Raw genomic sequence first — 18,476 nt, 5'->3', positions numbered from 1 at the left:
GTTTGCTCACGAAGCCGAGGGCAAAACGGGCATTCCAGACCGGCAAGTCACCGCAACGAAACGGACATTGGCGAACTGAAGCTGTCATTCCGCTCCTGATCATGGCGACTGGGACACGTGTGACGCGCCTGCGACTGGCAGGGATACGTCCGTTATGTACGCGATCGACTTCGACATCTCGTAACGTGTCACTCACGCGCTGTCACGGAGGTCACAGCTCGGTCCACGGCCCTTGTTGGAGATCCTGCACTGTGCTGGAATTCCACGGACCGCCGCGGGATCCAGCCGGCGCGCAGGGGGCGCAACGCAGCGCCGGGTGGCGGCGAGACAGGGGGAGCCAGCGCCGGTCACACTCACGACCAACAGGGGGCGCGCATTCAGGGCGCTCCCCCCTATCAACGCCGACACCGTGTCTCTCCGTTCAGCGGAGGGGCGCCTGGTCCAGAGGTTGCGACGCTAGTGCAGGGACGTTTCAAGAGGGATGGCAGCGCTCCGGCAGAGCCGGAGGCGCACGGCGGGACCGACCGCGGTTCCTCGCCCCAGCACGCCCAGAACCCGGGCCCGGCCCCGGCCGGCGGTGGTGACGGTGGCGAGCGCCCCGGGCGCCCCGCCGTGTCGGCATCCTCGGGCCCCCAGCCGACCGCCACACCGACGCCCGCGGTCAAGCCCGCCAAGGGACCGTCCAACCCCGGCTCGCGGATAGCCCTGCGCAACTGGCGCATCTCCACGCGCCTGGTGTCGCTGCTCGCGCTCCCCGTGGTGGCGGCGACCTCGCTGGGCGCGGTGCGCATCAACCAGTCGCTCGACAGCATCCAGCAGCTCGACAACATCAAGCTGCTGACCGACATGACCAAGCAGGCCACCGAGCTGGCCGCCGCGCTCCAGGAGGAGCGCGACCAGTCGGCCGGTCCGCTGGCGCACGGTCAGTCGCCCACCAGCCCGGGGGTCAAGGGCTACGAGGACAAGACCGACCGCGCCCGCGACAACTTCCTCAACGCCTCCGAGGAAATCGACACCGCGAGCAAGAACGGTCAGCTCCAGGGCGTCCGCGACAGCCTCGTCGGTCTGGCCGGCCAGCTGGACGACCTGGCGAAGATCCGCAAGGACGCCTATCAGCAGAAGGAGAACTCGACCCAGACGGTCGAGGCCTACCACCGGCTGATCACCCAGCTGATCGACCTCTCGCAGGACATGGCGCAGGCCTCCAGCAACCCGGAGATGATCCAGCGCACCCGCGCCCTGGCGGCGTTCTCCACCGCCAAGGAGTACGCGTCGGTGCAGCGAGCGGTCATCGCCGCGGCCCTGCCCGCCAACAACACGAACTTCGGCAACCTCTCCGAGAACGACCGCCTGTACGGCGAGTCGGCCCAGGAGAGCGAGACCTCCGAACTGACGATCTTCCGGAAGATCTACGCGGGCAACGCGGCCGAGCTGCTCAAGCCGGTCGACGAGAACAACCCGACGATCGAGTCCGCCAACACCTACGCCAAGCGCGCGCTGGGCGCCCAGAACGGTCTGAACGAGCTGTCCAAGCGGTCGTACCTCGACTGGGTGGACGACAGCTCGACCAAGATCGACCAGATGAAGAAGATCGAGCACACGCTGCTCGAGGACATGGAGCAGAAGGCCCGCGAGCTGCGGTCCTCCTCCGAGCAGGAAGCGATCATCTCCGGTGCGCTGATCCTGCTGGTCCTCGGCGTGTCGCTGGTCGGCGCCTTCATCGTGGCGCGCTCCATGATCCGCTCGCTGCGCCGCCTCCAGGAGACCGCCACCAAGGTCGCCCAGGACCGGCTGCCCGAGCTGGTCAAGCAGCTGTCCGAGTCCGACCCGCAGGACGTCGACACGTCCGTGGAGTCGGTCGGTGTGCACTCCCGGGACGAGATCGGCCAGGTGGCCGCGGCCTTCGACGACGTGCACCGCGAGGCGGTCCGCCTCGCCGCCGAGCAGGCCCTGCTGCGGGGCAACGTCAACGCGATGTTCACCAACCTCTCGCGCCGCTCCCAGGGCCTCATCCAGCGCCAGCTCTCGCTCATCTCCGAGCTGGAGTCCCGCGAGGCCGACCCGGACCAGCTGTCCTCCCTCTTCAAGCTCGACCACCTCGCGACGCGTATGCGCCGTAACGGTGAGAACCTCCTCGTCCTCGCCGGTGAAGAGCCCGGCCGCCGCTGGACCCGCCCGGTCCCGCTGGTCGACGTGCTCCGCGCCGCCGCGTCCGAGGTGGAGCAGTACGAACGCATCGAGCTGGCCGCCGTTCCGACCACCGAAGTGGCCGGCCGTGTGGTCAACGACCTCGTGCACCTGCTCGCCGAGCTCCTCGAGAACGCCACCTCGTTCTCCTCGCCGCAGACCAAGGTCAAGGTCACCGGTCACGCGCTGCCCGACGGCCGCGTCCTGATCGAGATCCACGACACGGGTATCGGCCTCTCCCCCGAGGACCTCGCGGCGATCAACGAGCGGCTCGCCTCGCCGCCCACCGTGGACGTCTCGGTCTCCCGCCGCATGGGTCTGTTCGTGGTCGGCCGGCTGTCCCAGCGCCACGGCATCCGCATCCAGCTGCGTCCCTCCGACTCCGGTGGTACGACCGCGCTGGTCATGCTTCCCGTCGACGTCGCCCAGGGCGGCAAGAAGCCCGCTCCCGGCAAGCCCGGCGCCCCGGCGTCGTCCGGCGGTCCGGCCGCCGCGCAGGCGGCCGCCGGTGCGGCCGCGGCCCGCCGCGGCGGTCAGGGCGGTGCCGGCGGTTCGCTCGGTGCGGGTGCCCCCGCCCCGGCCCTCGGCGGCGGTGCCGCCGGTGCCCGCGGCGGCGCCCTCGGTTCCGGCGGCCCTTCCGGCGGCGGACTGCTCGGCGCCGGTGCTGCGCCCCGCGGCCAGGTCGGCGCGGGCCAGGGTCCCCGGGCCGCGCTGCCCGGCGCGGGCCCGAACGGCGGCCGTCCCGGCGCGCCGGGCGGTACCCGCGGCCAGCAGGGTCCGGCGGCTCCCCCGCAGGGCCGGCCCAACGGCGGCGGCGGTGCCTTCGGCGACCAGGACGCGTTCGGCAACCGGCAGGACCCCTTCGGCGGTCAGGACGCCTTCGGCAACCGGGGCCCGGTCCCGCCGCAGCGCTCCGCCTCCCCCTCCGACCAGGGCCGTCAGCCCCAGCTGCCGCCGCGCGGTGGCCCGCGGGCCGAGCTGCCCGGCGGCAACCCGCAGCAGGGCAGGCCCAGCTGGAGCGACGACAACGCCCAGCCGCCGCTCTCCCGTGCCTCGCTGGACACCCCGCGCGGCCACGACGAGCAGGACCCGTCGCACACCGCGCCGATGCCCCGCGTCGACGACCGGCAGGACCTGGGCGCCACCTCGCAGATGCCGGCGATCCCGCAGGGGCCGTCGTCCACCGGCTCGTACCCCCGCCCGGGGATGAACGGACCGCAGGACACGGGCTCCTTCCCCCGCCCCGGCGCGAACGGACCGCAGGACACCGGATCCTTCCCCCGCCCGAACGTGAACGGCCAGCAGGACACCGGCTCGTACCCCCGTCCCGGCGCGAACGGGCCGCAGGACACCGGATCCTTCCCGCGTCCCAACGTGAACGGCCAGCAGGACTCGGGGCAGTTCGTCCGCTCCGACGTCTTCGGCAGGCAGGCCGGCCCGCAGGGCGGCTCCCAGAACACCGGCCAGTACGCCGCCCCGCAGGGCTACGACAACGGCTCCACCGGCCAGTTCGCCGCTCCGTCCTACGACAGCGGCTCGACCGGCCAGCACGCCCTGCCCGGCCACCAGAACGGCTACGCGGCCAACGGCCAGAACGGCAACGGCCAGCACAACACGGGCCAGTTCGAGCGTCCGGGGACCAACGGCCGCGGTATGGACTTCGGCGCGGCACAGCGTCCGCCGGTCGCGCCGGCCCGTCAGGAGCCCGAGGCGCTGCCGCCGGCCAGCGGTCCCGGCGACGGTCGTACCCCGCTGTACGACACGCTGGAGACCAACTGGTTCCACGGCGGTCAGCAGGAACAGCAGCACTCGCAGGGCAACGGCCACGGAAACGGCTCGGCGCCGGTCCCGCCCGTTCCCGCCCAGCCGCCGGCCCCGGCCGCCGCGGCCCCCCAGCGTCCCGCGCAGGCAGCCTGGCGCACCTCCCCGAACGACGACCTCGTCCGGCAGGCGGAGCGTGTACGGCAGCCGGCGGCGGGCGGTGTCACCACCTCCGGTCTGCCGCGCCGGGTGCCCAGGGCGAACCTCGTCCCGGGCACGGCTCAGCAGCAACAGCACCACACCGGTCCGCAGGTCTCGCGTGCGCCTGATGACGTCCGCGGCCGGCTGACCAATCTCCGTCGGGGTATCGCGCAGGGACGGCAGGCCGGCACCGGCCCGCAGACCGGCAGCTTCCCGAGCCCCACTCACCAGCAGGAGCGTTAGTTGAGTCCGATGAGCCAGGCGGCACAGAACCTGAACTGGTTGATCACCAACTTCGTGGACAACACCCCAGGTGTGTCCCACACCGTCGTCGTATCCGCCGACGGTCTCCTTCTGGCGATGTCCGAAGGCTTCCCCCGTGACCGTGCCGACCAGCTGGCGGCCGTCGCGTCCGGACTCACCTCGCTGACGGCCGGGGCGTCCCGGATCTTCGAGGGCGGCGACGTCGCGCAGACGGTCGTCGAGATGGAGCGCGGCTTTCTCTTCCTGATGTCCGTCTCGGACGGGTCGTCCCTCGCGGTCCTGGCCCACCCCGAGTGCGACATCGGCCTCGTCGGCTACGAGATGGCGCTCCTGGTCGACCGCGCGGGCGCGGTGCTCACGCCCGACCTGCGCGCCGAACTGCAAGGCAGTCTGCTCCACTGACAGCCCGGATCCAACCCGCCTCACCAAATCACCGTCCGGCCGCCACAATCCCCCCACCGGCCACGTCCGACGGCACGACTGACCGACTTGCTGTCCCGCCCGGAGGAACGATGACCCCGCCCACCGCCTCTCATGATCCGTACGCGGAGCCGTACGGGGACGAGGGCGACCAGCCGCTGGTACGTCCTTACGCGATGACCGGCGGCCGGACCCGGCCGCGCTATCAGCTCGCCATCGAGGCGCTGATCAGCACGACGGCCGACCCGGCAGCGCTCATGGGGCTGCTCCCGGAGCACCAGCGCATCTGCCACCTGTGCCGTGAGGTGAAGTCGGTCGCCGAGGTCTCGGCGCTGCTCGCCATGCCGCTCGGTGTGGCCCGGATCCTGGTGGCCGACCTCGCCGAGGCCGGCCTGGTCGCCATCCACCAGCCGGGCGGCGACGAGAACAACGGTGGCGCACCTGACGTGACGCTGCTCGAAAGGGTGCTCAGTGGACTTCGCAAGCTCTGACGGAGGTCGGGCCACCACCTCCGCGAAGATCGTGGTGGCGGGCGGCTTCGGCGTCGGCAAGACCACGTTCGTGGGAGCGGTCTCCGAGATCAACCCGCTGCGCACGGAGGCCGTGATGACGTCCGCCTCGGCGGGCATCGACGACCTCACCCACACCGGGGACAAGACCACCACCACGGTGGCCATGGACTTCGGACGTATCACGCTCGACCAGGACCTGATCCTGTACCTGTTCGGCACGCCGGGCCAGGACCGCTTCTGGTTCATGTGGGACGACCTGGTACGCGGCGCCATCGGTGCCGTCGTGCTGGTGGACACCCGCCGTCTCGCCGACTGCTTCCCGGCGGTGGACTACTTCGAGAACAGCGGTCTGCCGTTCGTCATAGCGCTCAACGGCTTCGACGGACACCAGCCCTACACGCCCGAAGAGGTCCGCGAGGCACTGCAGATCGGCCCGGACGCGCCGATCATCACCACGGACGCCCGGCACCGCGCGGATGCCAAGAGTGCGCTGATCACGCTGGTGGAGCACGCCCTCATGGCACGGCTGCGGTAGCACCCAAGTCGTTCGTCATGTACGGCAGTTGTCGTACGGAAACCGGAGCCGACTGTGGCCTTTGACACGGTCGGCTCCGGTGTTCATAACGTTTCGGCAGAGGAATCCAGTGGTATCGCCACGCGTCGCGGTCGCGCGGTACCGCTGCGCTCACAACGGCCCCGCCTTTTGGCGGGGCTCGCTCTTTATGACCGTTTTATCTGGGCCTTACAAGACCGCACTCCATCGCTTTCCGCTGTTTGGAACTGCGGAGGCCCCCATGCTGGAATGCCTGAACTGCCCAATAGTCAAAGACGTACTGAGTAGTGGTCTGAGACACACCGGGCTCTGAGAGACTGCGGCACGACGATAGGTGCCCGCCGCCGAGAGGTTGTTGGTCGAGTGAGGCGAAGCAAGAACGGTCCCGAGCCGTCGGCACGGGGCAACTTCACCCCGCCGCCGCGCGCTGCGGCGCCCACCCCTGTGCCAGCCGCGGAACCACCGGCCGCGCCCGCGAAGAGCGGCGGCCGTTTCTCCCCGCGCAACTGGCGAGTGCCGACCAGGCTGAACGCGATTCTGCTCATACCCGTGGTCGTCGGTCTGGTCATGGGCGGCTTCCAGGTGAAGAACTCCATCGACACCTGGAACGAGGCCCGGGACGCGGAGAACACCGCGCGCCTGGTCCGCGCCTCCCTCAGCTACGCCGACGCCCTCTACAACGAGCGTGACACCACCGCGGCGCCGCTGCTCCTGAACAAGGACAAGGCCACCGTCACCGCGGCGCGCGCGGCGACCGACAAGGCCGCCGACGCCTTCGACGCGGCCGCGCAGAACATGCCGCAGAAGGCCGGCCTGGAGCGCCGCCTGAAGCTGTTCCGCGAGGCCGAGCCCAAACTCACGGCCCTCCGTGCCACGGCGTACACCACCAAGCTCACCGGTGTGCAGACCGAAGAGGGATACACCCAGGTCGCCCACCCGCTGATGGAGTTCGCCAACGAGCTCGGTCTGGGCACCGGAAACATCACCTCCTACGGCCGTACCGTCTACGCCATCTCGCTCACCAAGGCGGCCCTGTCCCTGGAGCGCTCGATCGGCATGCACCTGCTGATCAAGCCCGGCCCGGACGCCGGCAACCTGGCCAGCCAGCGGGTCGCCCTCTCGTCGTACGCCTATCTCGAAGGCATCGCCGTCGAGGAGTACATCGGCGGTGGCACCGAGGCGGACGCGCAGAAGCTGAACGACCTCCAGACGAAGATCAAGTCCGACGGCGCGGCCCTGGTCCAGCAGGCCAAGGCCAAGGACCCGAACTACGTGGCCCCGCCGACCAAGGACAACGCGATGGTCCAGGCGCTGGCGACGCTGCAGGACACCGACACCAGCACCCGCCAGGCGCTGGCCGCCCAGGGCGTCACCGCCGAGAACTGGTGGACGGTCAACACCCTCAAGTACCAGGCCTACCGCACGATCGAGTCGGACATGGCCGACAAGGCGGTGAGCGAGGCCTCCGACATCGCGGACAACGCGAAGACGGACGCGTTCATCACCGGTGCCGCGGTCGTGGTCGCCCTGCTCGCGGCGTTCATCCTGGCCGGCATGGTGGCCCGCCAGATGTCCCGCTCGATGCGCCAGCTGCGCAACGCCGCCTTCGGCATCGCCGAGCAGCGCCTGCCGATGCTGGTCGACCAGCTCTCCCGCACCGACCCCGGCCGGGTCGACACCCGGGTGGCGCCGATCCCGATCACCTCGACCGACGAGATCGGCGAAGTCGCCCGCGCGTTCGACCAGGTCCACCGCGAGGCCGTCCGGCTCGCCGCCGAGCAGGCCCTGCTGCGGGGCAACATCAACGCGATCTTCACCAACCTGTCGCGCCGCAACCAGTCGCTGATCGAGGGCCAGCTGACCCTGATCACCGACCTGGAGAACAACGAGGCCGACCCGGACCAGCTGGAGAACCTCTTCCGTCTGGACCACCTCGCGACCCGTATGCGCCGCAACGGCGAGAACCTCCTCGTCCTCGCCGGCGAGGAGCCCGGCCGCCGCTGGGACCAGCCGGTCCCGCTGGTCGACGTGCTCCGCGCCGCCTCCTCCGAGGTGGAGCAGTACGAGCGCATCGAGCTCTCCGGCGTCCCGGAGGCCGAGATCCACGGCCGCGCGGTCACCGACCTCGTGCACCTGCTCGCCGAGCTGCTGGAGAACGCGACGACGTTCTCCTCCCCGCAGACCAAGGTCCGCGTCACCGCGACCCGTCTCCCCGACGGCCGCATCATGATCGAGATCCACGACAAGGGCATCGGCCTCACCGCCGAGGACTTCGCGGACATCAACCACAAGCTGGCCAACCCGCCGACCGTGGACGCCGCGATCTCCCAGCGCATGGGCCTCTTCGTGGTCGGCCGGCTCTCCGACCGGCACGGCATCCGGGTCCAGCTGCGCCCCTCCGGCGAGCAGGCGGGCACCACCTCGCTGGTCATGCTGCCGGACGCCATCACCCACGGTGGCGGCGGCGAACAGCCCCTGGACCGCGAGGAGTTCACGGTCTCGCAGATCATCCCGGAGCAGCAGTTCCAGGCTGAGAACTTCAGCCAGCAGCCGCAGCTCCAGCCGATGCGTACGGCGGCCGAGCTGGGCTTCGACGACAGCCGCTACGTGGAGGTCCCCGACGACATCCGGGACCTGGACCCCGTCGGCCGCTCCCTGTTGCGTGAGGAGCGCCGTGCGGCCCTGGAGGCCCAGGCGCAGCCCGGGCAGGCCGCGCAGAACCCCCAGGAGACCGCGGAGATCCCGGCGTACGCCGACGAGTTCGACCGGGGCCGGCAGGGCTACGACAGCAACGGTACGGGCTTCCAGGAACAGCCCACGGGCTTCGACGCCGGGCAGCAGTACCAGGAGCAGCCGCAGGGCGCGTACGACGAGCAGTACTACGCGCCGAACGGCGGCCTGCCGCGGAACGACACGTTCTCGGCCGACCCCTTCGCCACCAGCGGCGGCTACCCGGAGCCCGCGTATCCGGAACCGGCCCAGGAGGAGCCCGCGGCCGCCCAGGCCGCCGCCTCCGAGTCGTTCCCGGCGTTCGGGGAGCAGCAGCCCTACCAGGACGACTGGCCGCAGCAGGGGCAGCAGCAGGACAGCTACCAGAACGGCTACCCGGCCCAGTACGCTCCCGAAGCGGAATCGGCGCAGGCCGGTGACGTGGACGAACGAAACCGCGTAGGCTTCGACCGTCCGGGAGCGACCCCTTCCGGGGGGCACCGGCTGACCGACGCCGGGCTCCCCCGCCGGGGATCCGGCGGCCCGAACGGCAACGGCCCGGCTCCCGCGCAGCACGCTCCGGCCGCGGCTTCGGCTCCGGCGGCTCCGCGAGCCTCGGCTCCGGAGTCCAACGGCGACGACAGCTGGCGTTCGGCGAACGACGAGCGCTGGCAGCAGGCCTCGCAGCTGCGCAAGCCCAAGGCGGGCGGGGTCACGTCCTCCGGCCTGCCGAGGCGGGTTCCCAAGGCCAACCTGGTCGAGGGAGCCGCCGAGAACACCCCTCAGGGAGGCCCACAGGTCTCCCGCGCCCCGGAGGACGTCCGGGGCAGGCTGAGCAACCTGCGCAGGGGCGTCCAGCGCGGACGCAACGCAGGCAGTGAAACGAACGGCCAGGCCACTAGGAATCAGCACAGTGGTCCTGACAGCACCTACAACCAGGAGCGTTAGTGTGAGCCCGATGAGCCAGGCGGCACAGAACCTGAACTGGTTGATCACCAACTTCGTGGACAACACCCCGGGGGTGTCCCACACGGTGGTGGTCTCCGCCGACGGACTCCTTCTGGCGATGTCCGAAGGCTTCCCCCGCGACCGCGCCGACCAGCTCGCGGCCGTCGCCTCCGGTCTGACGTCTCTGACGGCAGGCGCCTCCCGGATTTTCGAGGGCGGCAGCGTGAATCAGACGGTTGTGGAGATGGAGCGGGGATTCCTGTTCATCATGTCCGTTTCCGATGGGTCGTCCTTGGCCGTTCTGGCCCACCCGGAGGCCGACATCGGCCTGATTGGGTACGAGATGGCCCTTTTGGTGGACCGAGCAGGCACCGTTCTTACCCCGGATCTGCGTGCGGAACTCCAGGGAAGCCTTCTCAACTAACAGTCAGACGGTGCGTTTTAGCGTCCCGGGGCCGTAAGGTTTCGGGACGCGGCTCCACAGGGATGGGTGCCCGGCACGGTCGGAGGAGGAGAGAAAGTGGCAACACCCCCAAACGGTTCGAATAACGGCAACTGGTCGTACGGTCCTGCGCAGGGCCAGGGCGACGGTTCCGCGAACCGGTACAACTTCCCCTCCGCGCCTAGCCACCGGCAGCCGTACGCACCGCAGGGCCCCGGCCCGTCGCCGTACGACCAGCCGCCGGCGCCGCGCATCCAGCCGGTACAGCCGCAGCGTCGTCCCGAGCCGGCGCCGGCCTCGGGGTCGAACAACCCCTTGGTGCGTCCGTACGCCATGACCGGTGGCCGGACCCGCCCGCGGTACCAGCTCGCCATCGAGGCACTGGTGCACACCACCGCGCAGCCGCACCAGATGCAGGGCCAGCTGCCCGAGCATCAGCGGATCTGCAACCTCTGCCGGGAGATCAAGTCGGTGGCCGAAGTCTCGGCCCTCCTGTCGATCCCTCTCGGCGTGGCCAGGATCCTCGTCGCCGACTTGGCGGAGGCGGGCCTGGTCGCCATCCATCAGCCCGGCGGCGACGAGAACGCCGGTGGCCAGCCAGACGTGACACTGCTCGAAAGGGTGCTCAGTGGACTTCGCAAGCTCTAGCGGCGGTCCTTCCCGCTCCACCACCTCCGCGAAGATCGTGGTGGCGGGCGGCTTCGGCGTGGGCAAGACCACGTTCGTCGGTGCCGTCTCGGAGATCAACCCGCTGCGCACAGAGGCCGTGATGACGTCCGCGTCTGCCGGCATCGACGACCTCACCCACACCGGGGACAAGACGACCACCACGGTCGCCATGGACTTCGGCCGCATCACCCTGGACCAGGACCTGATCCTGTACCTGTTCGGCACGCCGGGCCAGGACCGCTTCTGGTTCATGTGGGACGACCTGGTACGCGGCGCCATCGGCGCCATCGTCCTCGTGGACACCCGCCGTCTCGCCGACTGCTTCCCCGCGGTCGACTACTTCGAGAACTCGGGTCTCCCCTTCGTCATCGCCCTCAACGGCTTCGACGGCAACCAGCCGTACAACCCGGAAGAGGTCCGCGAGGCGCTCCAGATCGGCCCCGACACCCCGATCATCACGACGGACGCCCGCCATCGCGCGGACGCCAAGTCGGCCCTGATCACCCTGGTCGAGCACGCCCTGATGGCCCGCCTGCGCTAGCGGTCGTCTCTCCGAGGGGCCCCTTCCACCCGGAACGGGGCCCTTTGTCGTACCCCCGTCGTGTGCCGCTTCGTCAGACGCGGCTGTTCGGGACCCTCTTCGCGGTGGTGCGCTCCTCGTACGCCCGGCGCGCGCCGGGCGCTCGGCGCTGCGGGCGCGCGCCCAGGCACGCGCCTGCAGCGCCGTAGGGGCCCCTGGTGCGGCCCGGCAGGGCCTCCGGGAGAGGAAGCCGGGCCCGGCGGTCGCAGGCCGCCCACGGGTCGCTCAGGGACGCGCCCGCCGCTTGGCGGGTCCGGCATCCGAGTCCGTGGCGCCACGGAACACGACCACGGCCCCGCCCTCCCGAAGGGGGAGCGGGGCCGTGTGTCGACGCTGCGGCGAGAGCTCAGTGCCAGCTGTGCGGGGCGCGGAAGCCGTTCTCGCGTTCCAGGCGGCGCCAGCCGGCCTTCGCGCGGCCTCGGTGGGTCTGCTCGGTGTCGGCGGTCGGCCGGGCGGCCGCGCGGGCCAGGAGGACCGCCGTTATGGCGGCGACTTCCTCCGGGTCTGCGTTGCCCTTCTCCACGCGAATGTCAGGGACGTTCATGGATTCAGTCTCCGTGAGAGAGGTTTCCGCAGGATTACTGCGGGGGGTTGCCGTGCTTACGGGACGGCAGGTCGGCGTGCTTGGTGTGCAGCATCGCCAGCGACTTGGCGAGCACCTCGCGGGTCTCGGCCGGGTCGATGACGTCGTCGACCAGGCCGCGCTCGGCCGCGTAGTAGGGGTGCATGAGCTCGGCCTTGTACTCCTTGACCATCTTCTGCCGCATGGCCTCGGGGTCCTCGGCGGAGGCGATCTGCCGACGGAAGATCACGTTGGCGGCACCTTCGGCGCCCATGACCGCGATCTCGTTCGTCGGCCAGGCGTACGTCAGGTCGGCACCGATCGACTGGGAGTCCATGACGATGTAGGCACCTCCGTACGCCTTGCGCAGGATCAGTGAGATCCGGGGCACGGTCGCGTTGCAGTAGGCGTAGAGGAGCTTCGCGCCGTGGCGGATGATCCCGCCGTGTTCCTGGTCGACGCCGGGGAGGAAGCCCGGTACGTCCAGGAAGGTGACGATCGGAACATTGAAAGCGTCACACATCTGGACAAAGCGCGCAGCTTTTTCGCTCGCCTCGATGTCCAGGACGCCCGCCAGCACCTGCGGCTGGTTGGCGATGATGCCCACGACCTGGCCGTCGATCCGGGCCAGCGCGCAGATGATGTTCCGCGCCCAGCGCTCGTGGACCTCCAGGTAGTCGCCGTCGTCGACGATCTCCTCGATCACCTTGGTCATGTCGTACGGCCGGTTGCCGTCGGCCGGGACCAGGTCCAGGAGGACGTCGCTGCGACGGTCCACCGGGTCCGTGCAGTCGACCCGGGGCGGGTTCTCGCGGTTGTTCTGCGGGAGGAGCGAGAGGAGGTAGCGGACCTCCGCGATGCAGGTCTCCTCGTCGTCGTACGCGAAGTGGCAGACACCGGAGGTCTCGGCGTGCACGTCGGCGCCGCCGAGGCCGTTCTGGGTGATCTCCTCGCCGGTGACCGCCTTGACGACGTCCGGTCCCGTGATGAACATCTGCGAGGTCTCGCGGACCATGAAGACGAAGTCGGTGAGGGCGGGGCTGTAGGCCGCGCCGCCCGCGCAGGGGCCGAGCATCACGGAGATCTGCGGGATGACACCGGACGCCTTGGTGTTGCGCTGGAAGATGCCGCCGTAGCCGGCGAGCGCGGAGACGCCCTCCTGGATACGGGCGCCGGCGCCGTCGTTCAGGGAGACCAGCGGGGCGCCGGCCGCGATGGCCATGTCCATGATCTTGTGGATCTTGGTGGCGTGGGCCTCGCCCAGCGCGCCGCCGAAGATCCGGAAGTCGTGGGCGTAGACGAAGACGGTACGGCCCTCGACCGTGCCCCAGCCGGTGATGACGCCGTCGGTGTAGGGCTTCTTGGCCTCCAGGCCGAAACCGACCGCGCGGTGCCGGCGCAGCTGCTCGACCTCCTGGAAGGAGTCCGGGTCCAGGAGCAGCTCGATGCGCTCCCGGGCCGTGAGCTTGCCCTTGGCATGCTGTGCCTCGGTCGCCTTCTCGCTGGGCCCCGCCACGGCCGCCGCACGGATCTCGTGCAGCTCGGCGACCCGCCCGCGCGCGTCCGTCGGCTCGCCGGTGGGCTCACCCGTCGTCTCTTCCAAAACGGTCATGTAGCGACCTTACGAAGGACACCAAGGATTACGAGACGTCGACTCCGTACAGTCTCCGACCCGTTTTCCTGGAACCACTGAACAGAACCAGAGCGACATGCAGCCGTTCCGACTGCTCAGGGGGCTGTGGCGTTGTAGGGGTGCCACAAAGGCGGGGCCTGAGACGCGCCTCACATTCATGGCCGGCCCATACCACCCCAGGAGTGAAAGGGCCCCCGGACGGCGGTCCCCCCGCCCCTCCGGCTCCACTCTCTTCCGAGCCTAACCGCACCCTCGCCACCCGCTCCCGTCGTGTCGCGATTCGGCCCGGACGGCATTACGGTGCGTAATGAACGCGACACGCGAACGGATGATGTTGAAGGTTGTACGGAATAGGGCTACGGTAGGCGCCGTTGAGTTCGTTGAACGTTAAACATCAACGGTCCGCGCCTTCGGCATCCACCGCTCCTAGGCCGCGACCCGTCCCCCTCAAGGAGCACGTCATGGGTATCTTCGGCCGCAAGAACGACGACACCGCCAGCGTCCCCGGCGCCGACACGGCCGCGCTGACCGGCGACTACACGATCGACCCGGCGCACACCACGCTCGGCTTCGTGGCCCGCCACGCGATGGTCACCAACGTCAAGGGCAGCTTCCAGCAGTTCGAGGGCTCGCTGCACCTGGACGGCTCGGACCCGGCGAAGTCCACCGCCACCCTCGACATCACGATGGAGAGCATCACCACGGGCAGCCCGGACCGTGACGGTCACCTGAAGTCGGCGGACTTCTTCAAGACGGACGAGTTCCCGACGATGACCTTCCGCTCCACCAAGGCGGAGGCCCTCGGCGGCGACGACTACCGCATCACCGGCGACCTCACGATCCTCGGTGTCTCCCGGCCGGTCACCATCGACCTGGAGTTCAACGGCGCCGCGAAGGACCCGTTCGGCAACGAGCGCGTCGGCTTCGAGGGCAAGGCCGAGATCAAGCGCTCCGACTGGGGCGTCACCTGGAACGCGGCGCTGGAGACCGGCGGCGTCCTGGTCTCCGACAAGATCAAGCTGAACTTCGACATCTCCGCGATCAAGAACGCGTGAGCCCGCGGCGCCGGACCGCCGGCCCCGATCACGCCCGCTGAGCGCCCGCCCTCGACTCCCCTGAGGGCGGGCGCTCGGCCGTGTCCGGATGTCCCGCGCGTGCCCTAGTAGTCGGTGGTCGGGTACCAGTCGCCGCGTCCCTGCGGGGTCAGATCGAGCAGGTGCCAGACGGGTGTCAGCAGGTCGATGCCGCGCTCCCGGGTGTCGTCGGCCATGCGCGGATGGGCGGAGTAGACGTGCCGGACGGTGCCGTCGCCGTCGCGGGTGAAGACGGAGACCGTGGAGTCCTGCTCGCCGTCCTCGTCCTCGCTGCCCAGGTCGTACTTGAACGTGTTGTCACCACAGCTGAGCAGCCGCAGCCGGTGCCAGCCGCGGTCGCGGGCGTACTGGCGGAGGACGGGCGGGTCGGCGGCCGCGGCGATGACGAAGTCCGCGTTCCGGGACACGTGGTGGGCGATGCCGTCGTAGCCGTCGATCCACATCGTGCACATCGGACAGGCGCTGGTCTGAAGCTTGCCGTACATGAAGTGATAGACGATCAGCGGGCGTTCGGGGCCGGAGAACAGCTCGCTCAACGCGACCTCACGGACCGGGGTGTCACCGGCGTCGAGGCCTGACGGCCCTTCGAGGAAGACGTAGTCGTCGACGGCCGGCCCCGGCGGGAGCGCCCGGCGCAGCGCCGCGACCTCCTCCCGGCGCCGCATCAGCTCGATCTCGGCCAGCCGCAGCTCCTCGCGGGCACCGGCGTACTCCCCGGACTCCCCGACCAGCCTCGTCTGCCGCGCCATCGCGTCCTCCTGGGGTGGGGTCCCCCGCCCAGACCCCCAAGTCTAGGCCGGTGACCCGACTCACTCACCTTCGTAGAGACGCGCCAGGCGGACCAGCACCACCCCCGAGGAGGCAGCACTGTCCTTCCTTCGCGCCTTCGGCGTTCGGGACGAGCATCTACCTGCCGTGCCTGAGGAGCGGTACGCCCTGTACCGCTCCTTGCTCGACCGGCGTGAATCGGCAGTGCAGGCGTCAACTGCACAGAAGTAGCCACCCACCGTCTCCTGACTAGGCCTCGCTCGGCCGTGCCCCGGGGCGTGCCGTCGTCCTTCTGCGGGGTACCGGCAGCAGCCACCACGCCGAGGCCACCGAGAGGACCGCGCCCACCGCGATGGCTGCCAGGCGGGTCGGCAGCAGGGATTCCGCGTTCTGGCCGAAGTAGCCGAGGAGCAGGGAGAGGGCCGTGGTCATGCCGGCCGCCCAGTACGCGTAGTTGAGAGGGCGCAGCCACAGGGCGACGGCCAGGACGGCGAACATCAGGGCCACGGCGGTGTGGCCGGTGACGCCCGCCTCCGCCACCGCCGTCGCCAGGAGTGTGCCCACGCATGCCCCGGCCAGCCGTTCGGCCCCCTTGCGCAGGACGTCGGTCCGGCCTCGGTTGCCGCTCGCCGCGACGTACGCGGTCAGGACGGCCCACGGCCAGTGGTCGTCGAAGAGGACACGGCCCAGCACGAAGGCGGTCGCGATGCCCGCCGCCATCTGCAGGGCCATGCGGGTGCTGGGGCGTGGGTTCAGACGCGAGCGGCTTGGGGGCGGGTCGGGGGTCGGGGCCGCGCGCCAGGGGCTGTAGCGGGCGCCGACTGCCTGCACCAGCCAGACCGAGCCGCAGGCCAGCACCCCGATCAGCGCCGACCAGCCCCAGGTCACCAGGCCGCTCTGCGCCGCCGCCGGCAGCGCGGGGCCGGGGACCACCAGCAGGGCCACCAGGGGAAGGGCGATCAGCGTGCCCGCCTTGGTGCCGGCCGGGCCGTACCGGCGGATCCAGATGGCCAGCGCCATCCCGGCCGTGTAGACGACCGCGCCCGCCGCGTAGTGCGAGGCGAGCAGCCGGCCGACGAAGACCGAGGCGGCGGCGGTCACGGGCAGCAGCACCAGCGCCATCAGCCGCCTGCGGGTGTCGGCGGTGCGCTGGGTGGCGGCGAGGGTCAGGGTGAGGGCGACCGCGAGGACCAGCACATCGGTGTGCAGCCCGGCGGCCCCCTCCAGCATCAGCGCGGCTCCCCAGCAGAGCAGCACGGCCGTCATCGTCAGCCCGGCTTCGTACGCGTTGCGTATGAGTTTGGCGGTCACTGGACCGAGAATACGGGCCAGGAAGGCCAGCAGGTAGTAAGTAATCGCGTACGATCTGGCCTATGGAGCACCTCGCCGAAGCCGCCCGCGTCCGTCGTGCCGTCCTCCGGTTCAACCGTCGGCTGCGGCAGGAGCGCGGGGACGGGAGCCTCAGTCCCAATCAGCTGTCGGTGCTCGGCCATCTGTACCGGCACGGGCGGTCCACGCCCGGCGAGGTCGCGGCCGCCGAGCGGCAGCGGCCGCAGTCGCTGACCCGGGTCTTCGCGGAGCTGGAGACGGAGGGGCTGGTCGGGCGGGCGCCGGACCCATCCGACCGCCGGCAGTCCCTGCTGAGCCTGACCGGGGCGGGGCGGCGCGCGCTGGAGGCCGACATGGACCAGCGGGACGCCTGGCTGGCCGAGGCGTTCGGGACGCTGAGCGAGACCGAGCGCGGGGTGCTGTCGCTCGCGGCCGCCGTGCTGGAGCGGCTGGTGGACGCGGAGTAGGTCAGAAACCGCCGCCGAAGTCCCCGCTGTCGCCGCCACCGCCGCCGAAGTCCCCGCCGCCACCGAAGTCGCCGAAGTCCCCGGGGTCGAAGTCCGCGCCCGACAGGTCGCCGCCCTGGTAGCCGCCGGTGCCGAAGTCGCCGTATCCGGTGCCGTAGTCGGCCGCGTAGGCGGGGGCGGACATCCAGCCGCCCAGGGCCGTGCCGATGAGCAGGCCGGGGAGGAGGCCGCCGCCGAAGTAGCCGCCCGCCCAGGGGCCGTAGGCCGGGCCCGCGTCCCAGTAGGGGCGGCGGCCGTGGTCGGTGTCGACCTCGCGGATCGCCGGGTCGCGGCCGTCGGCCAGCCGGGTGGCGTCGGCCGCGCAGACCGGGACCTCGCGGGGCGAGCCGCCGGCCGGGGTCCAGGTGGCGTCCGTGACCGAGGGGCCGTGCCGGGGGTCGAAGAAGCACGGCGGCCGGCGCTCCGGGAGCGGGCGGCCCTCGCGGCGGGCGGCGAGCTGCGCCAGCGAGAAACGGCCGTCCTCCAGCGCCTGGGTGACCGACCGCACGTCCTCCGGTCTCCGGGCGTCGGCCATGTACTGCTTCGCCTGGTCGTAGGCGTTCAGCGCGCGCTCGTAGTCCGCGCGCATGGCGTCGTCGGCCCGGGGCTCGGCCGGGTGGAAGTCGAGCCGGTCCAGTTCCTCACCGAAGGCGGTGATGTCCTCGTCCACGACCACCCGGAGCCGGTCCAGGGCGGCCCGCTGCTCCTCCTGGTGGCGCCTGCGGTTGCGGCGGACCAGGGTGTAGGCGCCCGCCCCGCCGGCCACGACCACCGCGCCGATCGCGATGAGCGCCGTACTGGAGACGCCGGAGCCGTCCGCGCTGCCGCCGCCCCAGGTCGAGGGCGCCTTGCCGCCGAGGTTGGTCAGGGCGCGGTTCGTGAAGTCGGTCAGCTGGGTGTTCGCGGTCTCGCCCTGGACGCTGGTGACCAGGTTCCGCACGGCCGTCCGGGGCAGCACCGAGGAGTCGGCGCGGGCGTCGAAGCGGTCGCCGAGCCGGACGGCGTACAGGCCGGTGACGCCGGTGGCGGTGCGCAGGTTCGTGAAGAGGTCCTGGGTGGGGTAGCCGGCCGGCAGGACCGCGATGAACAGGGGTTTGTTCGCGTCCTTGATCTGCCGGGCCAGCGTGTCGGCCTCGGCCGTGGAGAGCTGGGCGGCGGCCGCCGGGTCGACGTACACCGGGCTCCTGCGCAGGGCGTCGGCGATCGTCGAGACACCGGTGGCCGCCGTGGCCTGCGGAGCGAACGCCGTGAGGGCGATCACCAGCAGGGCCAGCAGCAGGCCTGGGAGGCTTCGGGTCCGGGTCCGCAGCACGGACTTCATGTTCCGCAATTTACCCG

15 protein-coding genes are annotated in these 18,476 nt (G+C 70.8%); 10 read left to right on the top strand and 5 right to left on the bottom strand.

Features of this window, described 5'->3' with window-relative positions; genetic code table 11:
- Positions 1-459: 459 nt before the first annotated feature.
- From ACWDGI_RS34675 to ACWDGI_RS34640, 8 genes are all read left to right on the top strand, one after another.
- On the top strand, positions 460-4,392 hold the full coding sequence (locus ACWDGI_RS34675) for a nitrate- and nitrite sensing domain-containing protein (protein WP_450765950.1): 3,933 nt from the start codon (positions 460-462) through the stop codon (positions 4,390-4,392).
- Between the two features lie 9 nt (positions 4,393-4,401).
- Complete coding sequence (locus ACWDGI_RS34670) at positions 4,402-4,815, top strand: roadblock/LC7 domain-containing protein (RefSeq protein ID WP_005479910.1); 414 nt, start codon at positions 4,402-4,404, stop codon at positions 4,813-4,815.
- A gap of 110 nt (positions 4,816-4,925) precedes the next feature.
- Positions 4,926-5,324, top strand: a complete 399-nt coding sequence (locus ACWDGI_RS34665) for a DUF742 domain-containing protein (RefSeq protein ID WP_019058642.1) — start codon at positions 4,926-4,928, stop codon at positions 5,322-5,324.
- Positions 5,305-5,880, top strand: coding sequence for a GTP-binding protein (locus tag ACWDGI_RS34660; RefSeq protein WP_046729249.1), 576 nt, complete (start codon positions 5,305-5,307; stop codon positions 5,878-5,880). The genes ACWDGI_RS34665 and ACWDGI_RS34660 overlap by 20 nt, the downstream gene beginning before the upstream one ends.
- 381 nt (positions 5,881-6,261) lie before the next feature.
- A complete protein-coding gene (locus tag ACWDGI_RS34655; RefSeq protein ID WP_450765947.1) occupies positions 6,262-9,555 on the top strand; it encodes a nitrate- and nitrite sensing domain-containing protein in 3,294 nt (1,097 codons plus the stop codon).
- Positions 9,556-9,565: 10 nt separating this feature from the next.
- The gene (locus ACWDGI_RS34650; RefSeq protein WP_005479603.1) at positions 9,566-9,979 is read left to right on the top strand and encodes a roadblock/LC7 domain-containing protein; all 414 of its coding nucleotides are present in this window, start codon (positions 9,566-9,568) and stop codon (positions 9,977-9,979) included.
- Positions 9,980-10,075: 96 nt separating this feature from the next.
- Entirely contained in the window at positions 10,076-10,645 is a 570-nt protein-coding gene (locus tag ACWDGI_RS34645; RefSeq protein ID WP_450765945.1) for a DUF742 domain-containing protein, read from the top strand.
- Complete coding sequence (locus ACWDGI_RS34640; RefSeq protein WP_046729246.1) at positions 10,626-11,207, top strand: GTP-binding protein; 582 nt, start codon at positions 10,626-10,628, stop codon at positions 11,205-11,207. Before ACWDGI_RS34645 ends, ACWDGI_RS34640 begins: the two co-directional genes overlap by 20 nt.
- A gap of 385 nt (positions 11,208-11,592) precedes the next feature.
- Here ACWDGI_RS34640 and ACWDGI_RS34635 read toward each other — a convergent pair whose 3' ends face one another.
- Entirely contained in the window at positions 11,593-11,790 is a 198-nt protein-coding gene (locus tag ACWDGI_RS34635) for an acyl-CoA carboxylase subunit epsilon (RefSeq protein WP_089098553.1), read from the bottom strand.
- A 34-nt stretch (positions 11,791-11,824) separates the two neighbouring features.
- Complete coding sequence (locus ACWDGI_RS34630) at positions 11,825-13,420, bottom strand: acyl-CoA carboxylase subunit beta (protein WP_450765943.1); 1,596 nt, start codon at positions 13,418-13,420, stop codon at positions 11,825-11,827.
- A gap of 482 nt (positions 13,421-13,902) precedes the next feature.
- Between ACWDGI_RS34630 and ACWDGI_RS34625 the strand changes: the two genes are divergently transcribed.
- Entirely contained in the window at positions 13,903-14,496 is a 594-nt protein-coding gene (locus ACWDGI_RS34625; protein ID WP_450765941.1) for a YceI family protein, read from the top strand.
- 104 nt (positions 14,497-14,600) lie between these two features.
- Here ACWDGI_RS34625 and ACWDGI_RS34620 read toward each other — a convergent pair whose 3' ends face one another.
- Entirely contained in the window at positions 14,601-15,284 is a 684-nt protein-coding gene (locus ACWDGI_RS34620) for a DUF899 family protein (protein WP_450765939.1), read from the bottom strand.
- Positions 15,285-15,552: 268 nt separating this feature from the next.
- Positions 15,553-16,614: an FUSC family protein gene (locus ACWDGI_RS34615; RefSeq protein ID WP_450765937.1), complete on the bottom strand. Its 1,062-nt coding sequence runs from the start codon at positions 16,612-16,614 to the stop codon at positions 15,553-15,555.
- A 62-nt stretch (positions 16,615-16,676) separates the two neighbouring features.
- On the opposite strand from ACWDGI_RS34615, the gene ACWDGI_RS34610 reads away from it, so the two are divergent.
- The gene (locus ACWDGI_RS34610) at positions 16,677-17,099 is read left to right on the top strand and encodes a MarR family winged helix-turn-helix transcriptional regulator (RefSeq protein ID WP_450765935.1); all 423 of its coding nucleotides are present in this window, start codon (positions 16,677-16,679) and stop codon (positions 17,097-17,099) included.
- A gap of 1 nt (position 17,100) precedes the next feature.
- On the opposite strand, the gene ACWDGI_RS34605 is transcribed toward ACWDGI_RS34610, so the two are convergent.
- Complete coding sequence (locus ACWDGI_RS34605) at positions 17,101-18,459, bottom strand: hypothetical protein (protein WP_450765933.1); 1,359 nt, start codon at positions 18,457-18,459, stop codon at positions 17,101-17,103.
- Positions 18,460-18,476: the final 17 nt, after the last annotated feature.

Source organism: Streptomyces sp. NPDC001220, from assembly GCF_053597895.1.
The sequence above is the reverse complement of the archived record's forward strand: the minus strand, read 5'-3'. Positions and strand labels throughout refer to the sequence as shown.